Origin of the sequence: Oceaniferula spumae (assembly GCF_042849255.1) — a bacterium.
In the GTDB taxonomy this organism is placed as follows: domain Bacteria; phylum Verrucomicrobiota; class Verrucomicrobiia; order Verrucomicrobiales; family Akkermansiaceae; genus Oceaniferula; species Oceaniferula spumae.
The window spans coordinates 3,251,933-3,277,731 of record NZ_AP026866.1 but is presented as its reverse complement, the minus strand read 5'-3'; the positions used below and the strand labels follow the sequence as shown (position 1 = coordinate 3,277,731).

The 25,799-nt window shown below is 53.6% G+C and carries 18 protein-coding genes; 5 read left to right on the top strand and 13 right to left on the bottom strand.

Annotated elements, in window-relative coordinates:
- Window positions 1–6: 6 nt before the first annotated feature.
- The 7 genes from ACSPJT_RS13890 to ACSPJT_RS13860 all read right to left on the bottom strand — a co-directional run bounded on the left by ACSPJT_RS13890 (window position 7) and on the right by ACSPJT_RS13860 (window position 9,076).
- Entirely contained in the window at window positions 7–606 is a 600-nt protein-coding gene (locus tag ACSPJT_RS13890; protein WP_435893161.1) for a c-type cytochrome, read from the bottom strand.
- 45 nt (window positions 607–651) lie between these two features.
- The gene (locus tag ACSPJT_RS13885) at window positions 652–2,007 is read right to left on the bottom strand and encodes a hypothetical protein (RefSeq protein WP_435893160.1); all 1,356 of its coding nucleotides are present in this window, start codon (window positions 2,005–2,007) and stop codon (window positions 652–654) included.
- 33 nt (window positions 2,008–2,040) lie between these two features.
- On the bottom strand, window positions 2,041–2,820 hold the full coding sequence (locus ACSPJT_RS13880) for a c-type cytochrome (RefSeq protein ID WP_435893159.1): 780 nt from the start codon (window positions 2,818–2,820) through the stop codon (window positions 2,041–2,043).
- Window positions 2,821–2,857: 37 nt separating this feature from the next.
- A complete protein-coding gene (locus ACSPJT_RS13875; RefSeq protein WP_435893158.1) occupies window positions 2,858–3,409 on the bottom strand; it encodes a DUF3341 domain-containing protein in 552 nt (183 codons plus the stop codon).
- A gap of 26 nt (window positions 3,410–3,435) precedes the next feature.
- Window positions 3,436–4,911, bottom strand: coding sequence for an NrfD/PsrC family molybdoenzyme membrane anchor subunit (gene nrfD / locus ACSPJT_RS13870; RefSeq protein WP_435893157.1), 1,476 nt, complete (start codon window positions 4,909–4,911; stop codon window positions 3,436–3,438).
- 61 nt (window positions 4,912–4,972) lie between these two features.
- Window positions 4,973–8,410, bottom strand: coding sequence for a TAT-variant-translocated molybdopterin oxidoreductase (locus tag ACSPJT_RS13865; protein ID WP_435893156.1), 3,438 nt, complete (start codon window positions 8,408–8,410; stop codon window positions 4,973–4,975).
- A gap of 42 nt (window positions 8,411–8,452) precedes the next feature.
- A complete protein-coding gene (locus ACSPJT_RS13860) occupies window positions 8,453–9,076 on the bottom strand; it encodes a cytochrome c3 family protein (protein ID WP_435893155.1) in 624 nt (207 codons plus the stop codon).
- A 436-nt stretch (window positions 9,077–9,512) separates the two neighbouring features.
- Here ACSPJT_RS13860 and ACSPJT_RS13855 point away from each other — a divergent pair, with 436 nt between their 5' ends.
- From ACSPJT_RS13855 to ACSPJT_RS13845, 3 genes are read left to right on the top strand one after another with little or no spacing between them, the layout of a single operon-like run.
- On the top strand, window positions 9,513–10,343 hold the full coding sequence (locus tag ACSPJT_RS13855) for a glycosyltransferase family 2 protein (RefSeq protein WP_435893154.1): 831 nt from the start codon (window positions 9,513–9,515) through the stop codon (window positions 10,341–10,343).
- A gap of 8 nt (window positions 10,344–10,351) precedes the next feature.
- Entirely contained in the window at window positions 10,352–11,593 is a 1,242-nt protein-coding gene (locus tag ACSPJT_RS13850; protein WP_435893153.1) for a glycosyltransferase, read from the top strand.
- Window positions 11,594–11,651: 58 nt separating this feature from the next.
- Window positions 11,652–12,803, top strand: coding sequence for a TlpA disulfide reductase family protein (locus tag ACSPJT_RS13845; protein ID WP_435893152.1), 1,152 nt, complete (start codon window positions 11,652–11,654; stop codon window positions 12,801–12,803).
- On the opposite strand, the gene ACSPJT_RS13840 is transcribed toward ACSPJT_RS13845, so the two are convergent.
- The 3 genes from ACSPJT_RS13840 to ACSPJT_RS13830 all read right to left on the bottom strand — a co-directional run bounded on the left by ACSPJT_RS13840 (window position 12,795) and on the right by ACSPJT_RS13830 (window position 18,629).
- Entirely contained in the window at window positions 12,795–14,216 is a 1,422-nt protein-coding gene (locus tag ACSPJT_RS13840; RefSeq protein ID WP_435893151.1) for a DUF1501 domain-containing protein, read from the bottom strand. The genes ACSPJT_RS13845 and ACSPJT_RS13840 overlap by 9 nt on opposite strands.
- A gap of 38 nt (window positions 14,217–14,254) precedes the next feature.
- Window positions 14,255–17,437: a DUF1553 domain-containing protein gene (locus ACSPJT_RS13835; protein ID WP_435893150.1), complete on the bottom strand. Its 3,183-nt coding sequence runs from the start codon at window positions 17,435–17,437 to the stop codon at window positions 14,255–14,257.
- A 106-nt stretch (window positions 17,438–17,543) separates the two neighbouring features.
- Window positions 17,544–18,629, bottom strand: coding sequence for a galactose-binding domain-containing protein (locus ACSPJT_RS13830; RefSeq protein WP_435893149.1), 1,086 nt, complete (start codon window positions 18,627–18,629; stop codon window positions 17,544–17,546).
- 122 nt (window positions 18,630–18,751) lie between these two features.
- Between ACSPJT_RS13830 and ACSPJT_RS13825 the strand changes: the two genes are divergently transcribed.
- On the top strand, window positions 18,752–20,341 hold the full coding sequence (locus ACSPJT_RS13825; RefSeq protein WP_435893148.1) for a Na+/H+ antiporter NhaC family protein: 1,590 nt from the start codon (window positions 18,752–18,754) through the stop codon (window positions 20,339–20,341).
- Here ACSPJT_RS13825 and ACSPJT_RS13820 read toward each other — a convergent pair.
- The 3 genes from ACSPJT_RS13820 to ACSPJT_RS13810 all read right to left on the bottom strand — a co-directional run bounded on the left by ACSPJT_RS13820 (window position 20,264) and on the right by ACSPJT_RS13810 (window position 23,609).
- Window positions 20,264–21,580 (bottom strand): MFS transporter, encoded by a 1,317-nt coding sequence (locus ACSPJT_RS13820; protein ID WP_435893147.1) that lies wholly within the window; start codon window positions 21,578–21,580, stop codon window positions 20,264–20,266. The two genes, ACSPJT_RS13825 and ACSPJT_RS13820, sit on opposite strands and share 78 nt — an antisense overlap.
- Before the next feature lie 79 nt (window positions 21,581–21,659).
- Window positions 21,660–22,622: a DUF4886 domain-containing protein gene (locus tag ACSPJT_RS13815; protein ID WP_435893146.1), complete on the bottom strand. Its 963-nt coding sequence runs from the start codon at window positions 22,620–22,622 to the stop codon at window positions 21,660–21,662.
- Between the two features lie 15 nt (window positions 22,623–22,637).
- Complete coding sequence (locus tag ACSPJT_RS13810) at window positions 22,638–23,609, bottom strand: YihY/virulence factor BrkB family protein (protein ID WP_435893145.1); 972 nt, start codon at window positions 23,607–23,609, stop codon at window positions 22,638–22,640.
- 125 nt (window positions 23,610–23,734) lie between these two features.
- Here ACSPJT_RS13810 and ACSPJT_RS13805 point away from each other — a divergent pair, with 125 nt between their 5' ends.
- Complete coding sequence (locus ACSPJT_RS13805) at window positions 23,735–25,798, top strand: sensor histidine kinase (RefSeq protein ID WP_435893144.1); 2,064 nt, start codon at window positions 23,735–23,737, stop codon at window positions 25,796–25,798.
- The last annotated feature ends 1 nt before the right edge of the window (window position 25,799 follow it).

The following is a 25,799-nucleotide window of genomic DNA, read 5'->3' as shown; positions in this document are numbered from 1 at the left end:
TTGGGTTTACTTGGAACCTCCGGCGATCCATGCGGCGATGTCCTTCATTTCCTCGTCGGTGACTTGGGTAATGAACGGCTTCATCATGGGTGAGAGCGGAGTGTTGCGGGCACCGGACTTGATGTCCTGCATTTGCTTCAAGAGATAGGCGGCATCCTTGCCTCCGAGCTTGGGATACATCGGGGCGAGCGGAGTGTTGCCATCGGGTCCGTGGCAGGTGGCGCAGTTCTTTGCCTTGTAAAGTTCCTTACCCTTCGGAGCATTGCCTAGATCTGGCGCGTTGGTGGGAACTTTGACACCACTTGCGGCTGGAGCTTTTGTAAGATCGGCGCCAACACGGTCAAATGCCTTTGCAGGCGGAACTTGCATGGTTTTACCTTTTTCCAGTTCCTTTTCCTCCAGCATCGCAGCTTGGCTCTCGTCGACGGTCGCTCTCGAATCCAAGCGTTGCTCCTTGAGCACTTCTTCAACACCGGCGGAACGGCCGGACCAGCAAACGACGACTGCGGACACGACTCCGAAGAGACCAAAGTAGGCCAAGCCCCACCAGAAGGTGTTGAAACGGCGCAGCGGGGTGTCGCGGTGGTTGTATGACTGAGTGGACATGTCTGAAATGAGTTAGAAAGCAGGGCAAACGGGAGTTCGCCAGAATTAGTTGAAGAGGTTGGCGGACTCGAGGATGCGCGGATCGCGGTTCGGGTAGAGGCTGGTTTTAGTCAGCGAACGCAGGTAGATAAAGAAGAAGAAGGCACCGACGGTGACAAAAGCTAACAGATCAAGCCAGATCACGCTGCCGCTGGAGAACAGGCTGGCTCCTTCCGGATTGTTGATCGTGAGTGAAGGACCACGTTCAGGAGCCACCATGATGTAGTGGTCGAGGGCATGAAGAATGAAGAGGTAAATGGTGATGGGAATCATCAAGCCGGGCTTCTTCTTCACGTCTGAACGGATCAGGAAGAGGAATGGCAGCGCGAAGTGACCGAACACCAGGGCCAGACTCGCGATGTTCCAGTTTTCGGTGTTACGCAGGATGAAGTAGCTCGTTTCCTCGGTAATGTTGGCATACCAGATCAGGAAGAACTGGGAAAAGGAAACGTAGGCCCAGAACACCACAAATGCGAAGGTTAGCTTACCCATAATGTGGTGGTGCTCAGGACTCATGATGTTTTGCATGTATCCTGCGCGACGCAGCACGATGGTGGTCAGGATCAGCAGAGCCATTCCGTTCAGGACGCAACCGGCAAAGAAGGCGACCCCATACATGGTGGAGAACCACTTGTAATCGAGAGCCTTGATCAGATCGAAGGCGAGGAAGGTGGCTGTGAGTGCGAAAATAACCAGCATCCATGAACTGCGGCGACGGGCGGTCTTCAAACGGGCGAGGCCAGGATTAGGATCGCTGTCCTGATCGACTGAAAGTTTTCTGAGGTAATACAGAGCACCACCGAGACCAACGAAGTAGAAGATCATACGTCCCAGCCAGAAAGGAAGGTTCATGTAGAAGTGCTTGAGGTAGAGCAGGTGATTCACGTGGTGCGGGTCCGGGCTATGGTGCAGTGCTTCCTTGGCGCTGCTATACATGCCCACACCCTCAAGTCCGCGATGGATGTTCATCCACTCGAACAAATGCTGTTGCACTTGTGGGAACAAAAACGGAATGGCGATGATGCCCATCCACGGGAAAACGCAAGCGAGGTGCTCCATCAAGCGACGCACTGACACCCCCCAACCTGAGTTGGATACGTGGTGCAGAAGCAGCCAGAACGCGCCACCGAGTGACAAACTGACAAAGAAAGCGAAGGCGAACAACCATGAGTAGGCATATCGACCAGCCACAGTATCAGACGACTGGTTAATCGCGTCATTGTTAATGAACAGCAGGCAGGCACTGACAATGATACCGACCAATGCGACAACGCCGCAGACCATGATGGGCAGTGCGAGTTTGCCTTTTGCGATATGCTCCCCGTCGGCGGGGATGTCTTTGGATGTGATGAAATGACCCATGGTGAATGGAGAGATTGGAAAATGAAAAAGGGATTATTGATCAGCGGGTGTCTCGGCTGGTGTGCTGTCATCAGAAGATGACTCGGCCGGTTGGGGAGCGGGAGTGGCTGCGTCGGGCTGGGCGGTTTTTTTCTCCAGCTCCTCGGCCTCCTTCTTTTCTTCGGCAGCTTCGGCTTCCAGCTCTTGAGCTTTCTCAGCAGAAATCGGCACCTTGCGAGCTGTTTGGAGAGCACGCACGTAGGCGATGATCGCCCAGCGGTCTTTGACGGGAATGTTGTAGCTGTAGCCGCTCATCAAGCCCTTACCCTTGGAAATGGTTTCGAACATCTGGCCGTCCGGGTATTCGTTGCGAGGAAAGCTCTCGAGGTTGGCGACAGAGAATTTACCAACAACAGCAGCAGTGCCTTTGCCGTTTCCTGACTCACCGTGACACGGCATGCAGGAGATGTTGTAGCGCTCTTCACCGTGGCGAAGGAAGGCCGTGATGTTATCGTCGTTAAGCCCAAGTTCCTCGGGCATACCGTCACCATAAGCATCACCGATGACGCCGGTATCGAGGTAGCTATCGCTGTTGCCAAAGCTAGGACCTGTGCCATCCGGCTCGAAGCCGCGTGGAACTGTGCCTGCGACCGGCTTGCGTGCGCCCATGCCATCGGCGAAGAATCCGCTGACCTGCTGGGTTTTGATCTTATCCTGATCGTCCATGTCCGGGAACATGCGCAACGGCGTGCCACTGAACATCTGGCCTCGGAATCCGAAGAAGCTGATGACCATCACAACGATCAGGGCGAAAGTTAGAAAGAAATATCTCATTTAAGAATTGGCATTAAAGATTTAGCATTTCACTCGGCTACTCGGCGGGCTCCTCAACGAGTTCGAGGTTAGTGCCGCCGGCGTCCTCGAGGAGCGTGCGGGTTTCCTCGGTGGAGAAACGGGCGTCGCGAGCTTCGATGGCGATGAAAAATCCATCATCCGTAGCGCGGTGGAACTGACGGCTTTCAAAAAGCGGATGGTTCAGACGCGGCAGACCCATCAGCGCGAGCAGGCCGAAGAGTGTGGTGAAACCGGAGAACAGAATCGTCAGCTCGAACATGATCGGGAAGAACGCTGCCGTTGTGAAGATGTTAGCAGGTTTCGCCTGAACGACGGTCGGGTAAATCACCACCTGAGTGGTGTAAGCAAGCGTGAACGCGGTGATGATACCGAGGGTTCCGCCAAAGAATACCAGGTATGGCAGAATGGACTTTTTCATGCCCATTGCTTTATCCAGACCATGAATGGGATAGGGCGAGTAGCAGTCCCACTTTTTATGTCCGGCATCGCGCACCTTTTCCGCTGCCTTGTAGAGGGCGGATGCACTTTCGAACTCGGCGAGATAGCCGTAAACACGTTTAACAGTCATGGAAAAGTAGGTATTAGAATTTGAAATTAGTATGCGGTGTCTTCCAGCTCGTGCTGATAAGCGGCCTCGGCCTCGGTGCCTTGGTCATCAAGAGCCTCCTTGTCGTCATGGTGAGGATCACTCTGTGGCAGGGTCCACTTCACCTCGGCAATGTTAATGCAAGGCAGGAACTTGAGGAACAGCAGGAAGAGTGTCAGGAACAATCCAATGGTGCCGACGTAGGTCATGATATCGACCCAGCTAGGGTTATAGTATTTCCAGTCACCAGGCAGCCACATACGAGGCAGGGTGGTGACGATGATCACGAAGCGCTCGAACCACATACCGGCGTTCACTGCCATACAGACGGCCATGACAATCCAGAGGTTTTCACGGCAGTATTTGAACCAGAACACCTGCGGCGAAAGCACGTTACAGGACATCATCGCCAGATAAGCCCACCAGTATGGACCGGCGATCCGGTAGAAGAAGGCAGCTCCCTCGTATTTGGCTCCTGAGTAGAAGGCCACGAAGAGCTCCATCAGGTAGGCGTAACCTACGATGGTTCCGGTCAGCAGAATGATCTTCGACATGTTCTCGATATGCTTCATCGTGATCAGATCCTGCAGACCGTAGATGTAACGGGCCGGAATCATGATCGTCAGCACCATGGCGAAACCACCGAACACCGCACCTGCCACGAAGTAGGGTGGGAAAATAGTCGTGTGCCAGCCGGGTACGACGGAGGTGGCGAAGTCAAAGGAAACCACCGAGTGCACGGAAAGAACCAGCGGGGTGGAGAGGGCTGCGAGCAACAGGTATGCTACCTCGTAGTGGCTCCACTGGCGGTTACCGCCACGCCATCCGAGAGAGAAGATACCGTAAAGAAATCTGCGGAGGCCTGGTTTGCAACGGTCGCGGATGGTTGCAAGGTCAGGAACCATGCCGAGATACCAGAAGATCAGGGAGATGGTGAAGTAAGTGGAAACGGCGAAAACGTCCCAGAGGAGTGGTGATTTAAAGTTCTGCCAGATCGCGTTGGCATTGGGGATCGGGGCAAGGAACCACACCATCCAGATACGACCAACGTGGAACATCGGGTAAATACCGGCGCAACAGACCGCGAAGATGGTCATCGCCTCAGCCGCCCGGTTAATCGAAGTCCGCCAGTTCTGACGAGTCAGGAAAAGAATCGCGGAAATCAGGGTTCCGGCGTGACCAATACCAATCCAGAACACGAAGTTCACAATCGGCCAACCCCACATCGTGCGGTTGTTGTTACCCCAGACACCGACACCGGTGGAAACGAGGTAGAACAGACCACCGCCAACGCCGATGATGGCAATCAACACACTCGGGATGAAAAGCATCCACCAGATCGCTGGCTGCTTGTTTTCCAGAATGCCACAAATGCGCTCGGTAATCCAGTTGTAGGAACGGTTGTTGAGAATCAGTTTCTCACGCTCCATGACTGGAATCACGGGCTTGTTAGGGTCTTTGGTAATGGTTGTGTCGCTAGACATGAGTCGTAAGTGGTGGAGCGTAGCAAATAAGTCGAATAGGTCTTATCAGTCCTATAGTAAATTAGTGCATCGTGATGGTGGCCCGTCCAATGCCTTTGGCGTGTGGCATTTTGGGGTTCGGGTTCTTGACGCGTGCCAGGTAAGTGGTGCGCGGTAGGGTTCCGATGTAGTTGAGCAGTGAGTAGTTACGCTTCGAGTCGCGGGAGCGCATGACCTGAGCCTTGTTACCGTCGAGCATGTTACCGAAGCTGATGGCGCTGGAAGGACAGGCGTCCTGACAGGCGGTGCGCACGGAGTCGACTTTCGGGCGGAGCTCTTCGGCGGACATTTTGACATCCACGGAGGATCCACCGGCAGCGGTTGCTTTCTCTTTGGTATTGGCTTTCACCTTACCTTTGGCGGACTGGATACGCTGCACGCAGTAGGTGCATTTTTCCATCACACCACGCATACGAACGGTGACGTTCGGGTTCTTCTGAAGGTGTGGAGCTTCGCCAACGGCTTTCTTACCACCAGGACCTTTGTAGAGGTTCTTGTTGATCAGCGGGTTGCGCTTGTTGTAATCGAAGAAATTGAAACGACGTGCTTTGTATGGGCAGTTGTTCGCGCAGTAGCGGGTGCCGATGCAGCGGTTATAGGCCATGGTGTTGAGTCCGTCTTCGGAGTGAACAGTAGCGTTCACCGGGCAGACAGTTTCACATGGAGCAGCTTCACAGTGCTGACATGCCACTGGCTGGGGAATCATCTCTGGGTTGTCCTCATCGAGCACTGGGTTGTGATCAGCATCGAGAATTTTGTTACCCTTGGCATCGTAAGTCTCGGTCGCTGCGAAATAGCGGTCCATACGGATCCAGTGCATCTCGCGGCCCATGGCAACCTGCTCTTTACCGACAACGGGGATGTTGTTTTCGGCCTGACAGGCAACCAGACAGGCGTTACAGCCGATGCAGTTGTTCAAGTCGATGGTCATCGCCCACTGTTGGCGGTCATCGAAGAGGTGTTTATCAGCCTGAGCCTTGTCGTGCCAAGTGCTTGAACCCTGAGGTTTGTAGAGAGAAATGTTATCCGGCATGTGGGAGTCCATGCCTTGCTTAGGCACGGTTTCCATTTGCTCTTCGAAGGACTTGCCGTGATCGCCATCGGTGGCGATGGTGGAAATCTCACGGGCAAGAGCACGGCCATACATGGCGTGGTGCTCTTGGGTCATCGCAAGATGGTATTTCTTACCCAGCTTTTCGACCTTGGCACCGGAAACGAGGTAAGGTGTCTCGGCTGTGCGAAGTGTGTAGGCGTTGAAACCACGGTTCACACTGACCAAGGAAACGTGCTTGGCGTTAGCAGGGCCGCGACCCAGCTCGTCGTGTTTATCGAACCCTTGACCGTAGCCGAGGGAGATGGAAATGACGTTGTCGGCGTGACCGAAGGCGACCATGACAGGCACCTCGAGTTCAGCACCATTGACGCTGACTTTGACCATCGGATTCGCGTGGTTTTGACCCTCACCTGTGACGTTGTCGACACCGGCATTTTCAGCGGTCCAGATACCGTAAACCTTACCTTTTGGCTGAAGCTTGAGAATTTTCTCGTATACACCCATTTCCTTGGCAGTGGCGGGCGAAACCATGGCGACGTTGTCCCAGCAGACTTTGCTGATTGGGTCAGGTGCCTCTTGCAGCCATGCGTTGTTCGCATAACGGCCATCGTAAAGTGATCCGTCGGTGGAGAAAACCACCTCGTAGTTGCCTGCAGCGGGCGCATCCGCCACAGTCACGGAAACCGTTCCCCCACCCTGCGGCGCGGCGGCTGCGTAGGTGGATTTTTGCCAGAATCCGTCGCGGAGAAGTTGCATCCAGCTCTTGTCAGAACCGTCGGCAATGCCAGCGAAGGTCTCGCGCACAGCATCGTAGGCAGGTGATGACTTGCCACCGTCGGCAGCTGGGTCAAACAACTCACCAGTGAGCAGAAGGTTGATCAGGTCGAGTTCGGAAACGCCGTTGTAAAGCGGCAGAATCATGGGCTGCACCACAGTGTAGGTGCCGAGTGCTGTGCGAGCATCACCCCAGCTTTCGAGGTAGTGCGCAGCAGGCACGTGCCAGTCGGCTGCGTGGGCGGAAGCATCGGTGCGTAGGCCGAGGTGAATCAGCTTCGCGTTTTTGGCGGCGTCGGCAAATCCGGCGGCGTCATAAACTGGGTTCGCCGGAGTCATCAGGATGACAGCGTCGAGTTCCTTGGCATTGAGAGATTGAATCAGTGACTCCATGTCACCGTAGCCAGCCTTCTCGGTAACGACAGGTTTGAGAGTCTTACCGTAGTTGTTCAGGGCTGTGTTGATGGCGATGCAAACGTTCTGCAGCGCCTTGCTCTGGCGGCTTCCAGCGAGAACCACGCTCTGACCGGCATTGGCCTGAAGATCGATCGCACACTCGTCAGCCCATTGTTTCTGAACATCTGACAGTTCACCACCTCTGGCGACGGTGACTGAGCCCGGCTTGATTTTATTCGCGATACGCGCTGCAACAGCGACAACCTGACTCGGTGCGATGCGCATGCGGTGATCAGCCATACCACCGGTGAGGCTGAAACCACCCTCAACGATATAAAGGCGGTTCATGGCAGAAGGATCGGCTTTCTTGTCGTAGCCTTCGCCTTCGATGAAACGGTTTTTGTAGAAACCACTGACTGGGCCCTGCTTATCAAGCTCAAGGAAGTCACTATCGAGAGAGAGAATCACCTTGGCTTCGGAGAAATCAGCCACCACTTCAGAACCGGAGCCGAAAGCTGCGGCATTAGCCTGCTTGCGTTCTTCACCGGCAAGTGGCTCGTAGCTGTAGAATTTGGCACTGCCGTATTTGGCTTTGAGTTCTTTGACCAGACGGCTGCGGGTAGGAGATTCGTCTTCACCAAATACAAAACCCACCTTGGTGCTGGATGTGACCAACTCACCGAGGGCTTTCACCAGATCGGCGCGGGTTTTCTTTTCGCCACCGCTGAGAATATCGCGGCTACGGGCAGGGTCATACATGTCCAGGATCGATGCCTGAACGAAAGAATCAGTTCCGCCGAGCTTGCTGAAGCGCTTGTTGGGCTCGAGCTTGGTAGGACGGTTTTCGTGAGTGGTTACCACCAGGGAAGCGGCTCCGCTCGCTTGTGGCATGGAAGTCGCGTAATGGACCGGCTTACCAGGAATACTCCATTCAGGAGACTCTGCAAAAGGAACGATCAAGCTCTCCGGACGACGGCAGGCCGCGAGGCTCATACCAGCGAGTGCGGAGGAAGCACCCATCAGCTTAACAAATGAGCGGCGTGACATTTCGCGCTCTTCCTCGGTTTCCATCTGGGCCGCGCCGTCGAGAAACTCGCGGTCGAGAGCATCGTCGAAACGAGTCTCGCCCTCTTTTTCTCCGAGGCTACGCCAAATCTTGGTGCCGTCCTGCTTGTTCAGGGTCTTCGGCTCGTTGACGGGCAGTCTGCCCGGCAGGTTGGTCTTCCGATTGCTCATGTGCTTGATGGGAAAAAAGTGGGAAAGTTTATAGGGAAATTATTATCGGTGACAGGTGAAGCAGCTATCTTTCGGATGGACGCTCCAGTTGGTTTTCAGCAAGTTACCCAGTTTCTCTTGGGCCTTCTCAGCGCTGTCGCCTTCTTCGAAGCCGATCTGCTTCTTAAGTTCGTCCTTACCTTCAAGATAGGTGAGCACGTTGTAGTCGAGATTGTATACCTCCTCGAGCGGCCGAAGATGCTTTTCAGGGGCCCGGTGACAGTCGAGGCAGAACGCCATACTCAGATCCTTGGCGTGGTGAACCTTCTCCATGTGATTCACATCGCCGTGGCAGCTCTGGCAGGAAACACCGCGGTTAACGTGTGCGGAGTGGTCAAAGTAAACGTAATCAGGAGACTTGTGAATGCGCACCCACTGGATCGGCTTTTTAACAGCCCCTTCGATTGGCGCGTGATCCTTATCGACCCCCATGGCGTCGCGAAGTGGTCCAAGCTTGCCTGATCCCTTGGCAACGTGCTCGTGGCAGTTCCAGCAGGTATTCGCAGTTGGCACACCGGCACTAGGCGACTTGTCCACAGAGCTGTGACAATAGCGACAGTCGATGCCTAGCTGATTCGCATGCAAATCATGATCGTAAGCAATCGGCTGATCAGGTTGGTAGCCCACGCGCTGAGCTTTAGGGGTAGCATAGTACGAGAAGGCTGCAGTGAGCCCTAATACTACAAAAATAACACATACCGCTATCTTGAGCGGTAGCAAATTGGTCCATCGCGGGAAAAAATTAGCCATGTCGTCGCGCCGCTTCTACCCCTTGTGAAAAAATTCACAAGCATAATTTCTTGAAAATCGTTTGACCAAATCACGAAGTCGGCAGGCGGTGGAAAACCCGTGATTTTAGGGCGTCAAAGGCGCGATTTTGCATATGCCGGGAAGATTGGCCAGCGGATTCGACTCCCATTTCTGTCAGCATGATTTGATTTCCTGACAGCTCTCCGAGTTTTATCATTCGCTACGTTACAAGATACTCACCGTAATCAGCTCCTCGATGTGCTGCTGAGCAGATTAATCATCCCGCAGGCAAGGCCCTAACTACCTTCAGGACGTGAAAACAAGCATCATCATCAGCACATACAACCAACCGAAATGGCTGCGCAAAACGCTACTCGGCTATGTCAATCAAGACACTCACGACTTTGAAATCGTCATCGCCGACGATGGATCAGGCGAGGAAACCCGGCAAGTGGTCGAGGAATACCAGCAAACCGCGCCATTTCCAGTAAAACACGTCTGGCACCACGACAGTGGGTTTCGCAAATCCACCATCCTCAACAAGGCCATCCTCTTCTCACAGGGTGACTACCTGATCTTCAGTGATGGCGACTGCATACCGCGCCATGACTTCGTCTCCACCCACCTCGATGCCGCTGAACCGGGTCACTTCATTTCGGGCGGTTACTGTAAACTGCCGCTCGAACTCAGCCGCGCGATTTGCGAGGACGATATTCGCACTGGCCGTTGTTTCGACTCCCAATGGCTCGGCGTGCATGGGTTTCAAAATCTTGGTAGTAAATTGAAAATCGGCCTGCATGGTCAACTTTCGCGCTTCGCTGATGGCATCACCACCACCAAAGCGACCTGGAACGGCTGCAACGCATCGGGCTGGAAGCAAGACATTGTCGACGTCAACGGCCACGATGAAACGATGTGCTACGGCGGCCAAGATCGCGAACTCGGTGAACGATTGATCAACCTCGGACTCCGTTCCAAACAGTTCCGCCACCGTGCCGTGTTATTACACCTCGATCACCCACGGGCCTATAAAACCCGTGAAAGCATCGAGAAAAATCTCTCCGTCCGTGCGGCCACACGCAGCAGTCAGAGCACCTGGACCACCCACGGCATCATTAAACCACTTCACCTTCTCACCGCCTAACAATCACCATGCACCATGGCATATTTCATTATCTCGAACGCGTCGTGCACGGCCTACGCGGCTACCTCCATCCAAGGATGATTTCTTCCTATTGCGAACTACGTGACCGCCCTCTGCCCGAAGATGCATCACGCCGCAACCTTGCGGTCTATGATTTCCACAGCATCGACATCGACAAGGTTATGGGCCGCTACCTCTTCCACATTGTTCGCGACTTCATGACATTGGGCTATTTCCCCGTTTACACCTCACGCTTTAAGTTCCTCGCCAGCTTTCACCGGAAGAAATACAAACAGCTATTGTTAGAAACCCCGCTTCACACCACTGCACCTAACAAACTACCAGAGAGAAGTTTCATCTACATCACCGATCACCCGACCAGATCACCCGAGAATGCAGAACAAATCATCAGGGTGAACTACGAGCATCGCAGGGCAAAAGCTGACCACGAGTCAGAGTTCCCCTTCTTTGTGCATCCGGAGGTGAGCATTCAAAAAGATTTCCCTCCAAGGCCTGGCACCCTCACTGAACGCCCAATCAAACTTCTCTTCGCCGGCAACACAGAGGAGCGGCAATACACCAAGGGCAACGTCAAAGGGAAGTTCGGATTGATACCGCGAAATGAAGTCGTCAATCTCGTTAAAAAACACCTTAGCGAGGGCCACGTGAAGGAAGTGAGTTGTGAACAAGACCTGCTGACTCCGAGTGCCCATATTTTTCAATGCGTCGAGTCGGACCGCTACCGCATCCCTGCTGATCAATGGATGTCCACACTTCAGCGCGCCGATTTCTTCCTCTGCTGCCCCGGCGTTTCCATGCCACTCTGCCACAACCTGATCGAAGCCCTCGCCTGCGGCACCATCCCTATCCTCCAATACAGCCACTATATGAACCCCGAGCTGATCAATGGTGAAAACTGCCTAACATACCACGACCGACCTTCATTAGCACGAGCCATCGACCTCGCCGCACGCATGCCCGTTTCCGCCTTACGCATCATGCGTGAGAACGCCTTGTCATACTATCACCGTTATCTGTCGGAAGGGCGATTTGCTGAACAAATACTAACTTCGGGAACAAAGGAAACAAACCTTCTCCTCAATGCCTACCGCATTCCCCGTGCTGCTGGAACAAACCTCACAACATCTAACAAGACCACCGTCTCCCCATCTCATACAGCTCCACGAACCCCATCCGGAAGCGGTCATGAGTCTCGGGCCAGAAAAGATTTACTCAGAACCTCGTGTTGAAACCACACGCCCCCCATTTATGCATTGAATGCCTAGAAGTCCGCTCTAGATTGGCGTCATGAAAAATTATATCAACTCCACAGCGGCAACGCTAATCGCGCTTGGTGTAAGCCTCGCTACCAGCAGCCTAACACTCCAAACGGCACAAGCCCAAGACGCGGCTATCGATAAAAAGCCGGCAGCACTCAAGGTGGGCGATGCCATACCAGCGAATGTCTTCGAAGGAGTGACTTGGGTCCAAGGTGACCCATTGAAGGCACTGAACGAACCGGGGAAAATCTACATTCTGGAATGCTGGGCAACATGGTGCGGACCATGCATCGCAGCCATCCCTCATGTTAACGATCTGCATAACAAGTTCGCCGATAAAGGACTCGTCATTGTCGGCATGAATGTTTGGGAAGATGGCATCGAGAAAGCGCAAAATTTCGTCAAGAAAAAGGGCGACGGCATGTCTTATCGAGTTGCCTTTTCCGGGGGACGCAAATCAGCTTTTGCTGATAACATCATGAAGCCCGCGGGCATCACTGGAATTCCCCGCGCACTCGTTGTGAAAGATGGCAAACTTATCCTCAACACCCACCCTGCGAGAATCGACGAAGCTTTGGTCTCCAGCCTCTTGGACGGAAGTTTTGATCCTGTCGCCCATTTTAAAAAGCAAGAGCAAGAGGCCCAAGCCAAAAAGGAGTTCATCGCCAAACTGCGTCCGCTACAACAAGCCGGTGACTGGGCTGGAGTCAAAAAACTCGCCGAGGGATTGGAGGATGACAATTCTTCAAAATTCAGTCTTCTCCTACGTGCGGCAGTGATGACCAGCAACTGGCCTGACCTCATCGCACTGCGCAAGGATGTTCAGGATGGCCGTTTCGGAAAACGCCTTCGCCCATCCATGATCGATGTCTCAGTGGCCCGTGAAAGTAAAATCACAGAAGGAGCGAAAAGCTATTCAGACATCGTTTTGGCCGACGACCAAAAATTGGAAGAGGACGCCAAACCCAGAGCCGTAGTTGAACACCACTTCACCAAGGCTCGCATGATGTATATGTCTGGCCAAACTGAGGGAGCTAAAAAGGAACTGGAAACCGCCAAGCAATGGCTCCCGAAGATATCCGACTCCCGCTCCAAGACGTTTTACGATCGCTTGATCCTCGGTGCCCTCAAGAAAGTCGACGAAGGATCATTCCCAACTTTATCGGGACTCTTACGTTAGGATATTTTTCACCACATGCCCATGCACGTCGGTCAGACGGAAGTGGCGGCCTTGGTATTTGTAAGTGAGGCGTTCGTGATCTAGCCCCATGAGGTGTAGGATGGTGGCGTGCAGGTCGTGGATATGCACACCGTCTTTGACCACGTTATAGCCAAAGTCATCGGTCTCACCGTGCACGACTCCGCCTTTGATCCCGCCGCCGGCCATCCACATGGTGAAACAACGCGGGTGATGATCTCGACCGTAGTTATTCTTAGTTAGCGCTCCCTGAGAGTACGCGGTTCTGCCAAATTCACCGCCCCAGATGACCAAGGTATCGTCCAACATACCACGTTGCTTCAAATCCTTGATGAGAGCAGCAGAGGCCTGATCGGTTTCCTTGCATTGGCCACGAATAGCTCCAGGAAGATTGCCATGCTGATCCCATCCCTGGTGGTACAGCTGGATGAAACGCACCCCCTTTTCAGCCAGCCGCCGGGCCATCAAGCAGTTGGCGGCGTAGGTTCCTGGCTTTTTACTATCAGCTCCGTAAAGCTCGAATGTCGATTCCGGCTCGTCTGATAAATCGGATACCTCCGGCACGCTGGTCTGCATCCGGTAGGCCATTTCATATTGGGCGATGCGGGATTCAATTTCCGGATCCAGCTCTCTGCCGAATTGCAGTTGATTCAACTTGGCCAATTTATCTAACATCCCACGGCGACTACCGGCTGAAACACCTTCAGGGTTGGCCAGGTAGAGAACAGGCTCCTTGCCGGCTCTGAAACGAACTCCTTGATAACGGGAGTCGAGGAAACCGGAACCCCAGAGACGCGAATAGAGCGGCTGACCGCCCTGCCCTGCCGACACCAGAACGATGAACCCCGGCAGGTTTTCATTTTCAGAACCCAAACCATACGTCAGCCAAGAACCCATCGAAGGCCGACCTGAAATCTGCGAACCAGTCTGCATGAATGTGATCGCCGGGTCGTGGTTAATCGCCTCGGTGTACATCGACTTAATCAGGCAGATATCATCGACCACTGATGCGGTATGCGGCATCAGCTCACTGATTTCCGTACCGCTCTTTCCGTGTTTGGTGAACTTGAAATGGGATCCCGCCAGAGGAATGGACGACTGGTTGGCGGACATACCTGTTAGACGTTGTTCGCCACGGACGGAAGCAGGCAACTGCTGGCCGTTCATCTTTTGCAGCAGTGGTTTATGATCGAATAGATCCAAGTGGGACGGTCCTCCGGACTGGCAAAGGAAGATCACCCGCTTCGCTTTGGGTGTGTAATTTGATCCTGTCGTTTGTCCGATTCCTGGGAGCAACGAAGCCAAAGCAACTCCGCCAATACCAGCACTGGTCTTCTTGAAAAAATGCCGGCGGCTCATGCCGAGCATATCATCGATGTTAGGTGGTTCAGACATGGTAAAATGAGTGGATTGAAATTAGGACAGCGATCACATCAGCGCTTCCAGATCGTGGCATCGAGGTTGAAAATGGTTTGCACCACCACGGTCGCGGCGGCGAGTTGTGGGGCAGGTTTCGTGGATCGCTGCGCTCCTACAGTGAGCAACTTCTTCGCGGCTGCGGGTGCTTTGGTGAAGTAGTCAAGTTGCTCGGCATGGAGCTCGTTGAGCACAGCGAATTCGTCGACGGTAGGGGGTCTTCCGGTCAGTGTGACAAACGCCTCGGTGATATTCAGCTTTCCATCTGCGCTCAGTTCCTTGTCGGCCAGCACTCGACAGGCTTCGACGAACTGGACGTCATTGAGCAGAACCAGAGCCTGCAATGGGGTGTTGGTTCGTGCTCGCTTGACGGTGCAGACTTCGCGGCTGGTGGCATCAAATACCATCATGTTAGGAAATGGCGCGGTGCGTTTCCAGACCGAGTAGAGGCTACGCCGATAGAGTGCCGTCCCCACACTCTGGCGGAATGCAGGACTCATGCCGTTGTTCTCACGCCAGAGATCCCCTCCTGCCTGATAGGGAGAAACGGGCGGCCCGCCCTCTTGGGAATTTAACAGGCCGGATGCTGCCAGTGCTGTGTCACGAATCATTTCAGCGGGAAAACGATACGCCGGAGCACGAGCTAACAGTTTATTTTCAGGATCACGCTCGCGAAGTTCGGGGATGGCAGTGCTGCCTTGGCGATAGGTGGCAGAGAGCACCATCTGCTTACATAGCCTTTTGACATCCCAACCGTGATCAACGAAATCACGTGCCAGCCAATCTAACAATTCTGGATGCGACGGCAGATCACCCTGCACGCCAAAATTTTCCGAGCTCTTGACCAGTCCGGTTCCAAAGAATTCCTGCCACATCCGATTCACGAACACCCGCGCTGTTAGAGGGTGATTTTTTGAGGTAGTCCAGCGTGCGAAACCCAAGCGATTGTTAGGATACTCTTTCTGCATCGGCGGTAGGAAATCGGGAGTCTGACGCTGCACGGGCTGGTCTTTCGGCGCATCATAGGCACCTCGGTCCAAGATGTAAGTGGGGCGAGGATTTTTCATCTCAACCATCGTCGGCACTTCGAGCATCGGATCCTCGCTAGTGACCAGCTTGTGGCGCGCAAGTCGGAGGTCATTCAGGTGCTTGCGGAAGACGGCATCCACGGCTCCGAGATAATAGTTTCTCAATGCTTCTGCGTCGTTGTTCGCGAGGGCTTCCGTTAGATATTTATTGTCGTAGAGCTGGGCGATTTCGGGCGCAGTAAGAGCACGGCTGTGGATGCGAAAATCATCGAGCTTGCCGCCGGTGAATCCTTTATCCCGGAAACGCTCACCAAGTGTGTAGTTGCCTGCTCCGTGAGTGCGGACACCCACGGACTTGGTCATTGGCCCGTCACGAAGGAGGCGAGTTTTCGCTTCCTTGCCATTGATGTGAATTTTCAGTCCCGATGCCCTGCTCGACCCATCGTTGGTCCATGCGACGTGAACCCAGGTATTCTCAGGAATGGGATCGACGGTCTGAATACCTATCGCGTTCCCCGGCCAGACACGATACCAACGCGCGGAGAACAGACCATTTTCAAGCATCATGTCGTAGCCGTTGTAGCCGACGTCCGTGCCATGGGTTCGCTGCATCACCACCACCGGATTTTTATCACGTTTGCTATCGTTCAACCAGACGCTGTGGGTGGTGGCATCCCAGCGGTCTGCCCGGTAAAAATTGGGGATGGAAATGCCGTTATCACCACTTAGCAGGACTGCACCATTCTCCCTGCCGTGGCGATCCTTTGTCCCGGGAACTCCACCGCGATTGGCGTTTTGTTTGGCGCCTGGAGCACTGTTAGGGAAAGTTTTTTCAGCTGTCACGTCCAAGGCCAGCTCTGCGATGAGATCAGGGATCACCGGAGTTTTTTCAGGAGTCTTAAGCCATGCTTGGAAAGCTTGCTCTCGTGACTTGGCAAGGGACGGTGTTTGCTTTTCAAGGTCGGCGACTTTCTGCTGCGCAGCGGCATGTGCGGATTGCTGTTTTTCGTTAGGAAGAAGCAGCGAAGGGGAAGGTATCTTGGCAACGTGATCATAGAGTCCGTTTTCATCGATGTTATTGAAGAACGCCATCATTCCATAGTAGTCCTTCATGGTGAGAGGATCATACTTGTGATCATGACAACGGGTGCACTCCATCGTCAGCCCAAGCACGGCAGTGCCGACTGTGTGGATGCGATCTGCGGCATACTCGATACGGAATTCTTCTCTGACCGAGCCACCTTCGTTGGTCATGCGGTGCAAACGATTGAAAACAGTCGCTAGTTTTTGCTCTCTGGTCGCATTGGGTAGGAGGTCGCCCGCCATATTCCAGATAAGGAATTCATCGTAGGGCTGGTTTTCATTAAACGATTTCACCACCCAATCTCGATACGGCCACGACACGTTGAGTTGATCAGACTGATAACCGTAAGAGTCGGCGTAACGGGCGGCATCCAACCATGGCACCGCCATACGTTGGCCGTAGCTAGGCCTGGCCAGCAGCCGATCCACCTCGGCAGCATAAGCACCTGGCTGAGTGGCTTTATTTTCAAAATCTGCGATCTCCTCCGGCGTCGGAGGCAGCCCGGTGAGATCGTAGCTCGCTCTACGCAGCCACTGCCAAGCCGGAGCCTCTGGTGACGGTGTCAGATTTTCGATGACCAACCTCTGCTCGATAAAATGGTCGATTTCATTGTTTGCCCATTCACTGGCTTCGGGCACCTCTACTTCATCCGGCAGAGGGATGAAGGCCCAATGCTTTTCATACTTTGCCCCCTGATCCACCCAACGGCGGATGATGTCTTTTTCAGCAGCCGTCAGAGTGCGTTTCGACTCTGGCGGAGGCATAATCAGCTCCGGATCATCCGAGAGAATCCGCTGCACCACCACGCTGTGCTCTGCATCACCGGGCACGATGCCGTATCCCTTCGACTCCTTCAGAGCCGCATATGCGCGCTCCGGTTGGTCCAGTCTCAGTCCGGCTTTGTTGTTCGCTTCATCAGGGCCATGGCAGAAAAAACATTTATCGGAAAGGATCGGCCGAACGTGGAAGTTGTAGCTGAGTTCCTGATTCTCTTGAGCCTTAGTGCCATCACGAGTCGCGACATCTTCCTTCTTTCCACACGATGCGAGGGAAAAGGCGAGCAGGCAGGATGCGAAAAATCGATACATGTAAAATGAGCGTTCTACACCATACGCAAGCTAAGCACGAAAACTAGCGCATAAAAAACCCCGCAGATGCCTGCGAGGTGAAATGGCTGGGAAAAGAGGAGCTTACTTACTTCTTCCGGCGGAACATGAGAGCAAGTCCACCAAACCCGAGTAGCGCGAGGGAGGATGGCTCCGGCACGAGGACTCCGTAGATTTCCACCTCACGGAAAGAGAGCACGTCAGCCCCCCCCGAGAACGAATTATTCAGGCCTCCGATGAGTTCGATACGAACTCTGTCCCCAGTGCCGATGAAGCCTCCGGTGTCCTCTTGAACGCTGAAAATATCTCCGGCGTATCCATCTCCTGCAAAATAATCTTCGCCCCATACTTCAATATTACCATTGAAAATGGAGACACGGAAGTTGCTCAAACGGTCTGGGCAGCAATCGCCACGGTTATAGAGAGCAATCTCATTGATGTTACTGAGGCTGGAGAATGTTGTTTCCCAGAACACCGGGTCACCATTCACTCCAGGATCAGTGTGCGTTGTGCCACCGTTGTTGAAGCTGAAGCTGAGGTTACCATCAATGGCTTTGGAAGCATTAGGATCGTTGAGATTGTTGAGTGTGGTCGACTGATTTGCGGTGCTACCGAGGGCAATGTTGGAAAAATTGTAAGTTGCCCCACCTCCGAAAACATCGATTTCAGCGAGTGAAATGACAGACCCGCCACCGGTGTTAGCTAGAGAATTTCTCTGCACCCTGACGTAGCGCGCGTTGACCCCTCCGGTATCGAATCTCGCTGTGATCCCAGCTGCCGCTGCCTGGTTACCACTGTCGTAAAGGGTCGAGCCAAAATTGGCATCATTACTGGCCTGAAGTGAGTAATTCTGCAAGCGACCTCCACAGCAATCCCTCCGGTTATACAGGACTACATTGGTAATATCACGAGCTTCGCCGAGGTCCACTTGGTAGAATGAGTTGACGGAATCATCATTAGCCGTGTGGGTGACTGAACCATTGTTGAACCTACCATCGTAGTTCCCATCGATACCGCGCTCGCTTGGCACGTTGGCTGACGAGGCACTTACTGTAACGCCAGGCTGATGAGACCAGTTCTGAATTTTATTCTGAACAAATGGATTGGTAACCACAGCGGCAGAAGCGCTTCCGCTCAGAGCAGTGGCGAGTATCAATAGGTTTGTGTGTTTCATTGTGTGTAGACGCGGGTTTTCAAATTAAGTGCCGATGATAAACGAACCATTTACTGATTCAATCAAAAACATCAGCCCGATTCATGATTGCCCGTCGAATCTGACAAGGCAGAATCTTCCGTGTGAAACAATCTCGTTCGTCAGTGGTCGTCATCGGTTGCGTCCTGCTGCTATTGACATGGGCCATCGCCGTTTATGGCGCTTCGCCTAGCCTCATAGCACTCTGGCCTGCGGGCGTTGCCTTGATAACGATCCTTGTTTTCCGCCAAGCCGTCCTCGGCCTGCTCGCGGGGTCCCTCGCGGGCTGCTTGCTAATCGGGGGCGGTCATCTTGGAAATGCCATCATCGGGCTGGTGCAAGATCACTTTTTTGCATCGATGCAAGGGTCGTGGCGAATCGGGGCAATTCTGTTCACCCTAATCCTTGGTTCATTTACTGTGGTGATCGAAAAAGGAGGTGGATTTGAGTCGCTGGCCAAGCGATTGTTAGGGAAGACCCAAGGAAATCCGCAACGCCGACTCGAAACCGCCACCGGTTTACTGGGCCTTCTCTGCTTCTTTGACGGACTTGCCAACAGCCTGCTCTTAGGCCGTATCACTCGACCGCTTGCCGATCGTGTGGGAGTCACCCGGGCAAAAATGGCGTATCTCGTCGATAGCACTAGCAGCTCGGTCGCCTGCATCGCTTTCATCTCCACCTGGATCGCCACCCAGCTGAGTTTGATCCAACAATCGATCGAAGGCCGCGGCATCTCCGACTCCGCATACACTCTCTTTTTCAAATCGATCCCACAGAATTTCTACTGCCTGTTCACTCTGATTCTGGTCGTCTTGGTGATTTGGCGTCGATGGGATTTCGGCCCCATGAAAAAAGCAAAAGCGATACCGCCCGGCGAAATGGCTGAGACAGCACCATCTAGCACTTCCTCCATCTGGATTGCCCTCGCACCGATCATTATTTTATCCATTAGCATCATATCGTTATTTTATCTTTGGGAAACCCGTCCGGTGTTCCCTGTGACTACCGACAAACTCACGGCTGCATTCAGTGGCAACGCCGGCCCCTACGCGCTGACAGTTGGTAGCATCATCGGTCTGTTAGCCGCCTGTTTCCTGTTTCCCAAAAAACGCCAACGCGAACTCAGTCCCGCCGTCAGCGCAGGGGCTGCCAGTATGTTAGGGCCTTTGTTGATTTTGGTGACGGCTTGGACATTCGGCTCGGTGCTTAAAGAGCTCGGCACGGCCAAGTGGCTGGCCGACACGATGAGCGGCTCGTTTTCACCCGACTACTTCCCTGCCGCGATCTTCGCAACTGGAGCCGCAATCAGTTTTCTAACAGGCAGCTCTTGGGGCACGATGGCCTTGTTGATGCCTCTGGCTCTGCCGGCCTACTTGGACCTCGCTCCAGACCAACCGGTTTTACTTTCGGCAGTGATCGGAGCTGTGTTCAGTGGGGCGGTCTTTGGAGATCACTGCAGCCCGTTCAGTGATACGACAATCGTTTCAGCCTTTGCCTGTGGCGTCACTGCCCAAGACCACGTCATCACCCAGCTGCCCTATGCCTTGCTATCGGCAACCGTGGCTTTAGTCATCGGCTATGTTGGGCTAGGTGCTGGGTTACCTGTTTGGTCGTTGTTAATCATTGGAACCTTGCTTTTGGGCGGACTTGCGTGCGCCGCGACTCGCCAGAAACCAAAGGACAATGCCCACTAACAGGACAAGCGGCAACATCTTGATGGCTTCGCCAAAATCGACGTAATTCAGTCGTAGCGCAAACACTCCAGAGAAGAGACCGTAGCCAATATTCAGCGTCAGATTATTCACGCTCAAAATCGACGCCCGCTGCTCCGATGGCGTGTCACGGTTGATGTATCGACTCATCAAAAAGCTGACATGGATCAAGGTTAGCATTATCACAAAAGTCGCGGCAATACCACCCGCAGTCTGCAACCATGACACTCCCGCTAGAGCCGCAGTGCCGATGCCACCGGCGATCAGCATGTTCACTCGCGGCGAGAACCGCTGGGCGAGAGGTTTGACATATAGCGGCACTAAAACACCTGCCAGCGACATGCCGGCACCGATGATGCCGAAGCTATATTCCGGCAGATCGACCCAGCGGTAGTATTCACTCTGCAGGGTGACAAAGGTGCGGGTAATCGCATCGATCAGCACTGCGGCCACGATCAAGGCGGCGATCCATCTGGTCTTCAGCACCCAGGCTGCGGCATCTAACATCCCACGCCCAACATCTGCCACCGAAGTCCGTTGCCCTGGCTGTTTTTTGGAAATCCCCAGATCAGTCAGTCGGAAAGCCAGCACCACGCAGACACAGGCGGAGACAAAACATAAAATCACCGGCAGCTTCAGACTGACGGTGCGTGGAAAGTCTCCGAAAATGGCCGTCATGCCCGCGTGATCGAACACAAAACCGCCCACGAGCATGGCGAGCATGCCTCCCAAGGATCGCCAGCGCATCACCGAGACCAGAGTATCGTCCCACTTGTGTTCGATGGTGTCAGCATCATCAGTCATCAATTTCAGCGAGTCATAAGCCAGTGCCTCATCCGCACCACTCGCCGCCGCCTCGGCCAGTCCGCTCAGCACCCGATTCACCGCGCAGATGACAAACAGCCCCCAGCCGCCGTGCTGTGGCGCCACGATCAGCAGCAGCATTTCCACCGCCATACTCAGGGCTGAAAAGATCACCAGCTTGCGCCGTCCTACCAAGTCTGCCAGCACACCCGAAGGCACTTCGAAGATCACAATGGTGAGCGCCCAGATGGCATTCAGCCACAGGAACTGCGCCATCGTCAGCCCGAGATCGGTGAAGAAGACCGCAAAGACCGGGTAATAAAAACGGGCATTGAAAAAAGCTCTGAACCAGACAAACAGCCTCAGGTTCCGAGCAAGCAACTCCGGTGCGGGTATGGAGTCGACGGAAGCTGGCATGCCTCAGGCTTGGTCAATTCCAGCCACGTTGCCAAAACAATTCCACCTATCGACCGATAAAATGTCGGCCAGCTGTGTTTTATTTTTTCTGAACTGGATAAACCACCGGCTGCAAGCGCGCGGATCGAGCCAACTTCGCCATCTCTGCCGCATCGGCCCGTTTGTCATCAACCCGCTCAACTACCTGATCATAAAATGCGGTGAAAAAGACACAGGCGCCTAAGTAGTTACCCGTTTTGGCAGGGTGGCTGCCGTCTTTGGCGTAGAGATTTTTATCTTTCCCCTGCGTGCGAGCTTCGGACCAGATGTCGCCTACTGGAATGATACATAGTCCGCCAGCGTGTTGCGATGCATTCCGATAGCCCTCGACCAGTCGTTGCTGCATCGCCTGATAGGTATCGTTGGGGAATCGTGCCGCGTTCTGTTTGTCACCGTCTTGCCGGCCCCATGTTAGAAAAAGAACCGGCACCGCGCCATTGGCACGCACTGCATCCGCGAGTGACTTGGCGGCAGGATACATCGCCTTGCTTCGCTGCGCCTCAGGAAATGCCGGAAGCTGGCTTTGTTCTTGCAGCACGACCACGTCCCATTTTTTCTCGTTGATCTTCGCCAAGGTTTTCTTGGCAGCCGCATGTTTCGCCAAAGTCCAGCCGCCTCTGGTCATCTGCTCGACCTCAACGCTTTTGCCTTCGGCTTCTGCGATTTTTCCAAAGACCTTGGGAATTTGAAACGAGTAGCTGTTACCGATAAAGAGCACACGCAAGGTCTTTGCCCCGGACACTCTCTGCACTAACAACTGATGCGGATGCTTCTGCATCGCCTGCATCCAAACACGCAATTGATCTCGATCGTTGGCAGCAAATGTGTCCGGTGATGCGACAAATGACTGCCCGTCTTCTTTGGTGAAACGGATTTTCTCACCAACGATCGCTACCGGTTTGGCGTGGATCGTTTTCTGACCATCCGCCGATTTTAATTCCGGCCATGCTGCGGAAAGTGAATACGTTAGAAGAAACAGGGAGAGAATGATCCTGACAAGCATGGAGGATGTCTAAACCTAATTCGAAGAGGGATCAATCGATTCTTCATCTGACTCCTCCTGTATTTCATCGAGCTCCAGCTTCCCGCCTTCATCCTCCCAGTCGGCCTCCATTTCAGCCTCTAATCGCATCTCCTCGGCACGCCTGGCTCGTGCGAGCTCTGAGGCCAGTTCCGCCCCATAGAGAAAGGCTTGCATGGCGAAATAAATCCAAAATAGCACTAATACCAAAGTCAGTGCGCTGCCGTAAAAACTTCCCACATCGGTATGCTTCAGGAATTGAGCCAAACCTATTTTCAACCCGATGAGAAGGATACCACTGGCACTACCACCGATGAGAGCCTCCCTGAATTTAGGTGGCCGCACCGGCAGCCAGCGCATAGCTATCGCTGCGAGAAAGGCCAGAGCCACGAATGACAACACCGGTGACACCGCCGTTGCCATGCGCAACAACAGAGGAGATTCGTTCAAGGAACCGACAATGACCCCCATCATCGTCTCGAACACCACCGCAGAGGCAATGAACACACCCAAAGTCAGCAGCATGATCAGCGCCATAAGTCTGCCAGCCAAGCCCGACAACGCAGCCTTACGTCCTTTTCTCCGCGGCGATCCAAAAACTTTCCCTAGCGATTTACGCAACTCTGCGATGACCTTGGTCGCGGCAAAAAACAGCAAAAGACCACCAACTATCGGCGAAACACCCGAACCCAGCCAATGAATGTCCGTCTTCAAGATCTGAGCAAAGTATCCTTTGACCGTCGATCCAGCCACCTTGTCAGCCTCGGCTAACAAAATGCGGGTAGCCGTCTGCTCATCAACGAACAGTGAGGCGATCGAGACTCCAACTAACAGAATGGGAACCAGAGAGATGAGCGAGTAAAACGCCAAAGCCGCTGCCTCATCCGCATGTTTCCGCCGCCACCACTTGATCGCGGCCACAAAGAGGAACCTCGACCACAGAACGACAAACTGTTTGATTTTCATCATCGACGTACAAGATTCTAACCACGCTAGAGACAAATAGCGAGACTGGATGAATGGGATCTGGTTTGATGATTGTCTTGCCACGCTTCCGTCGGCAAACTGCTCACCTCTGATTCCATCCTGATGTCATGCGCCATTGCCTCATATTTCTCCTGATCATCTCTGCCTCGCTTGCAGCCATGGCACAGGACATTCAGCTAGAGAGGAAATCCTTCCCTCACTCGCCAGATGATGTGGAACACAGTGCCAAGCGATACACGGAGAAATCGTTAATTCCCGCAACGAGTGTGGCAGCTCTGGAACGGCAGGAAAAATGGCTCAGAGAGCAGCTGAAAAAATTCCCCCCGCCGGAAACGCAGACATCTCCGCCCCAACGCCAATTCGGCTATCTCAGTGAGCGGCACCCTACCGGTTCAGGAGATAAACCGATGGAGGAATGGATACACATTCAGCTGCATGACCAACACTCGCTGAGGATTGAGGGCATCGCTCTCATCCCTGCCTGCTACCCTGAACTTTCCATCGATAAAAATTATGGTTTCCCGAGGCGGTTCAAGATCGATGTCTACAGCGCAAAGGAGCCGGAAAAAGCGATCACTGTTGTCGATTGGACACAGCAAGACTTTCCTGATCCAGGACTTTCCCCTGTCAATTTCACTTTTCCCAGCATGGGGGTGCAACGGGTCAAAATCACCGTGACCAAAGGCGCTCGCGATGGAGACACTCAGTTCTTCGCACTAGATGAACTGATGATCTTCAGAGCCGGCAACAATATGATTCTTCCCTCGGCGAGAAGCATTACAGCCTCCAGTTCAACCGAGACGGCACCATTCTGGAGTCTGCAATATTTGACCGATCACAAACAGCACCTAGGAAAGTTTCTCCATGCTCCCCAAGCAGTGCCCGATTTCATCCAGTATTTCGACCAAGTCACTACTCAGAATCCCCCGTCACAGATCTTGATCGATCTCGGCAGCCCGCAGAGCATTGGTCGTGTTGAACTCTACGCAGCGAGTATCCCTGATACCCCTGTGCCTACGGTTGCCATGCCCGTCAATTACCAGATCGATCTGCTCAACGATCTCAACTCGAACCGCGTGGTAGCATCCGTTTCTCACAACGGAGCCCCTATTCATAAGATGCGTAGTCATCCGTTATCCTCTGAAGAGGGCCGATACCTCCGCGTCACGATCAATAGGCTCCCTCGCCATCGCGGCCGGCCCGTTCTCGCTCTCGGAGAAATCCGCGTCATTGGTGACGAAGGCTATAACCAAGTCAATATTGCCAAGGGGAAAAGTATCTCTCTTACGAATATTCCCGGAGAGGAATCTGCCTCCCTGCTCGTCGATGGCCTGACCAACGGCCGCGAGATTGTGCCGGAAAAACAATACATTGCTGAACTCGCCAAGCGCCAAATCGTCGAGGATGCATTGGACAATATTCAGAACCAACTGATCATCGCCCGTGCCACACGGTCCGAGCGCTACTGGACCATCGGCATTACCACCACCACCCTGGCCCTCTTTTGCATCATTCTCGGGGTGCTACATCTGAAGTCATCCAGAAGCAAAGCGGTGCGCGAGGTGCAGCAGCAAATCGCAGCCGACCTCCATGATGACATCAGTGGAAACCTTGGCACCATTTCGATGATCTCCAGCCGACTTCAGAGTCAAACCGACCCCGAGCTGACCCAAGAAAAGCTCCGAGAGATCAGGCATTTGTCACAGGAGAGCTATATTTCCGTCAAAGAAATCATCTGGCTCACCGAGACTGGCATCATTCTCATTTCAGACATACTGGAACAAATCAAACGCACCGCCCAGAGCATCCTGAGTGAGTGTCGGGTCCAATATAAGTTCCCCGAGAATTTCCAGAACTCCGTCGTGCCGCTAAAAGCACGCAGGAACATCACTTTACTCGTCAAAGAAGTTCTCTATAACTGCGCGAAATATGCAAAAGCCACGACGATGGTGATCCAGGCCGAGATCAGCGACAAGCAACTGCGCATATCCATGCAAGATGATGGCTGCGGCTTCGATCCTACCTCGATAACCGATGCCAACAGCGATTCAGGACGCGGCTTGTCTAACATGGAGAGACGGGCGAGACTACTGGGCGCAGAACTCTCTATCCACTCCGCACCCGGTGAAGGAACACGCATAACACTCACAGCGCCCATTAATCCTAAATGAC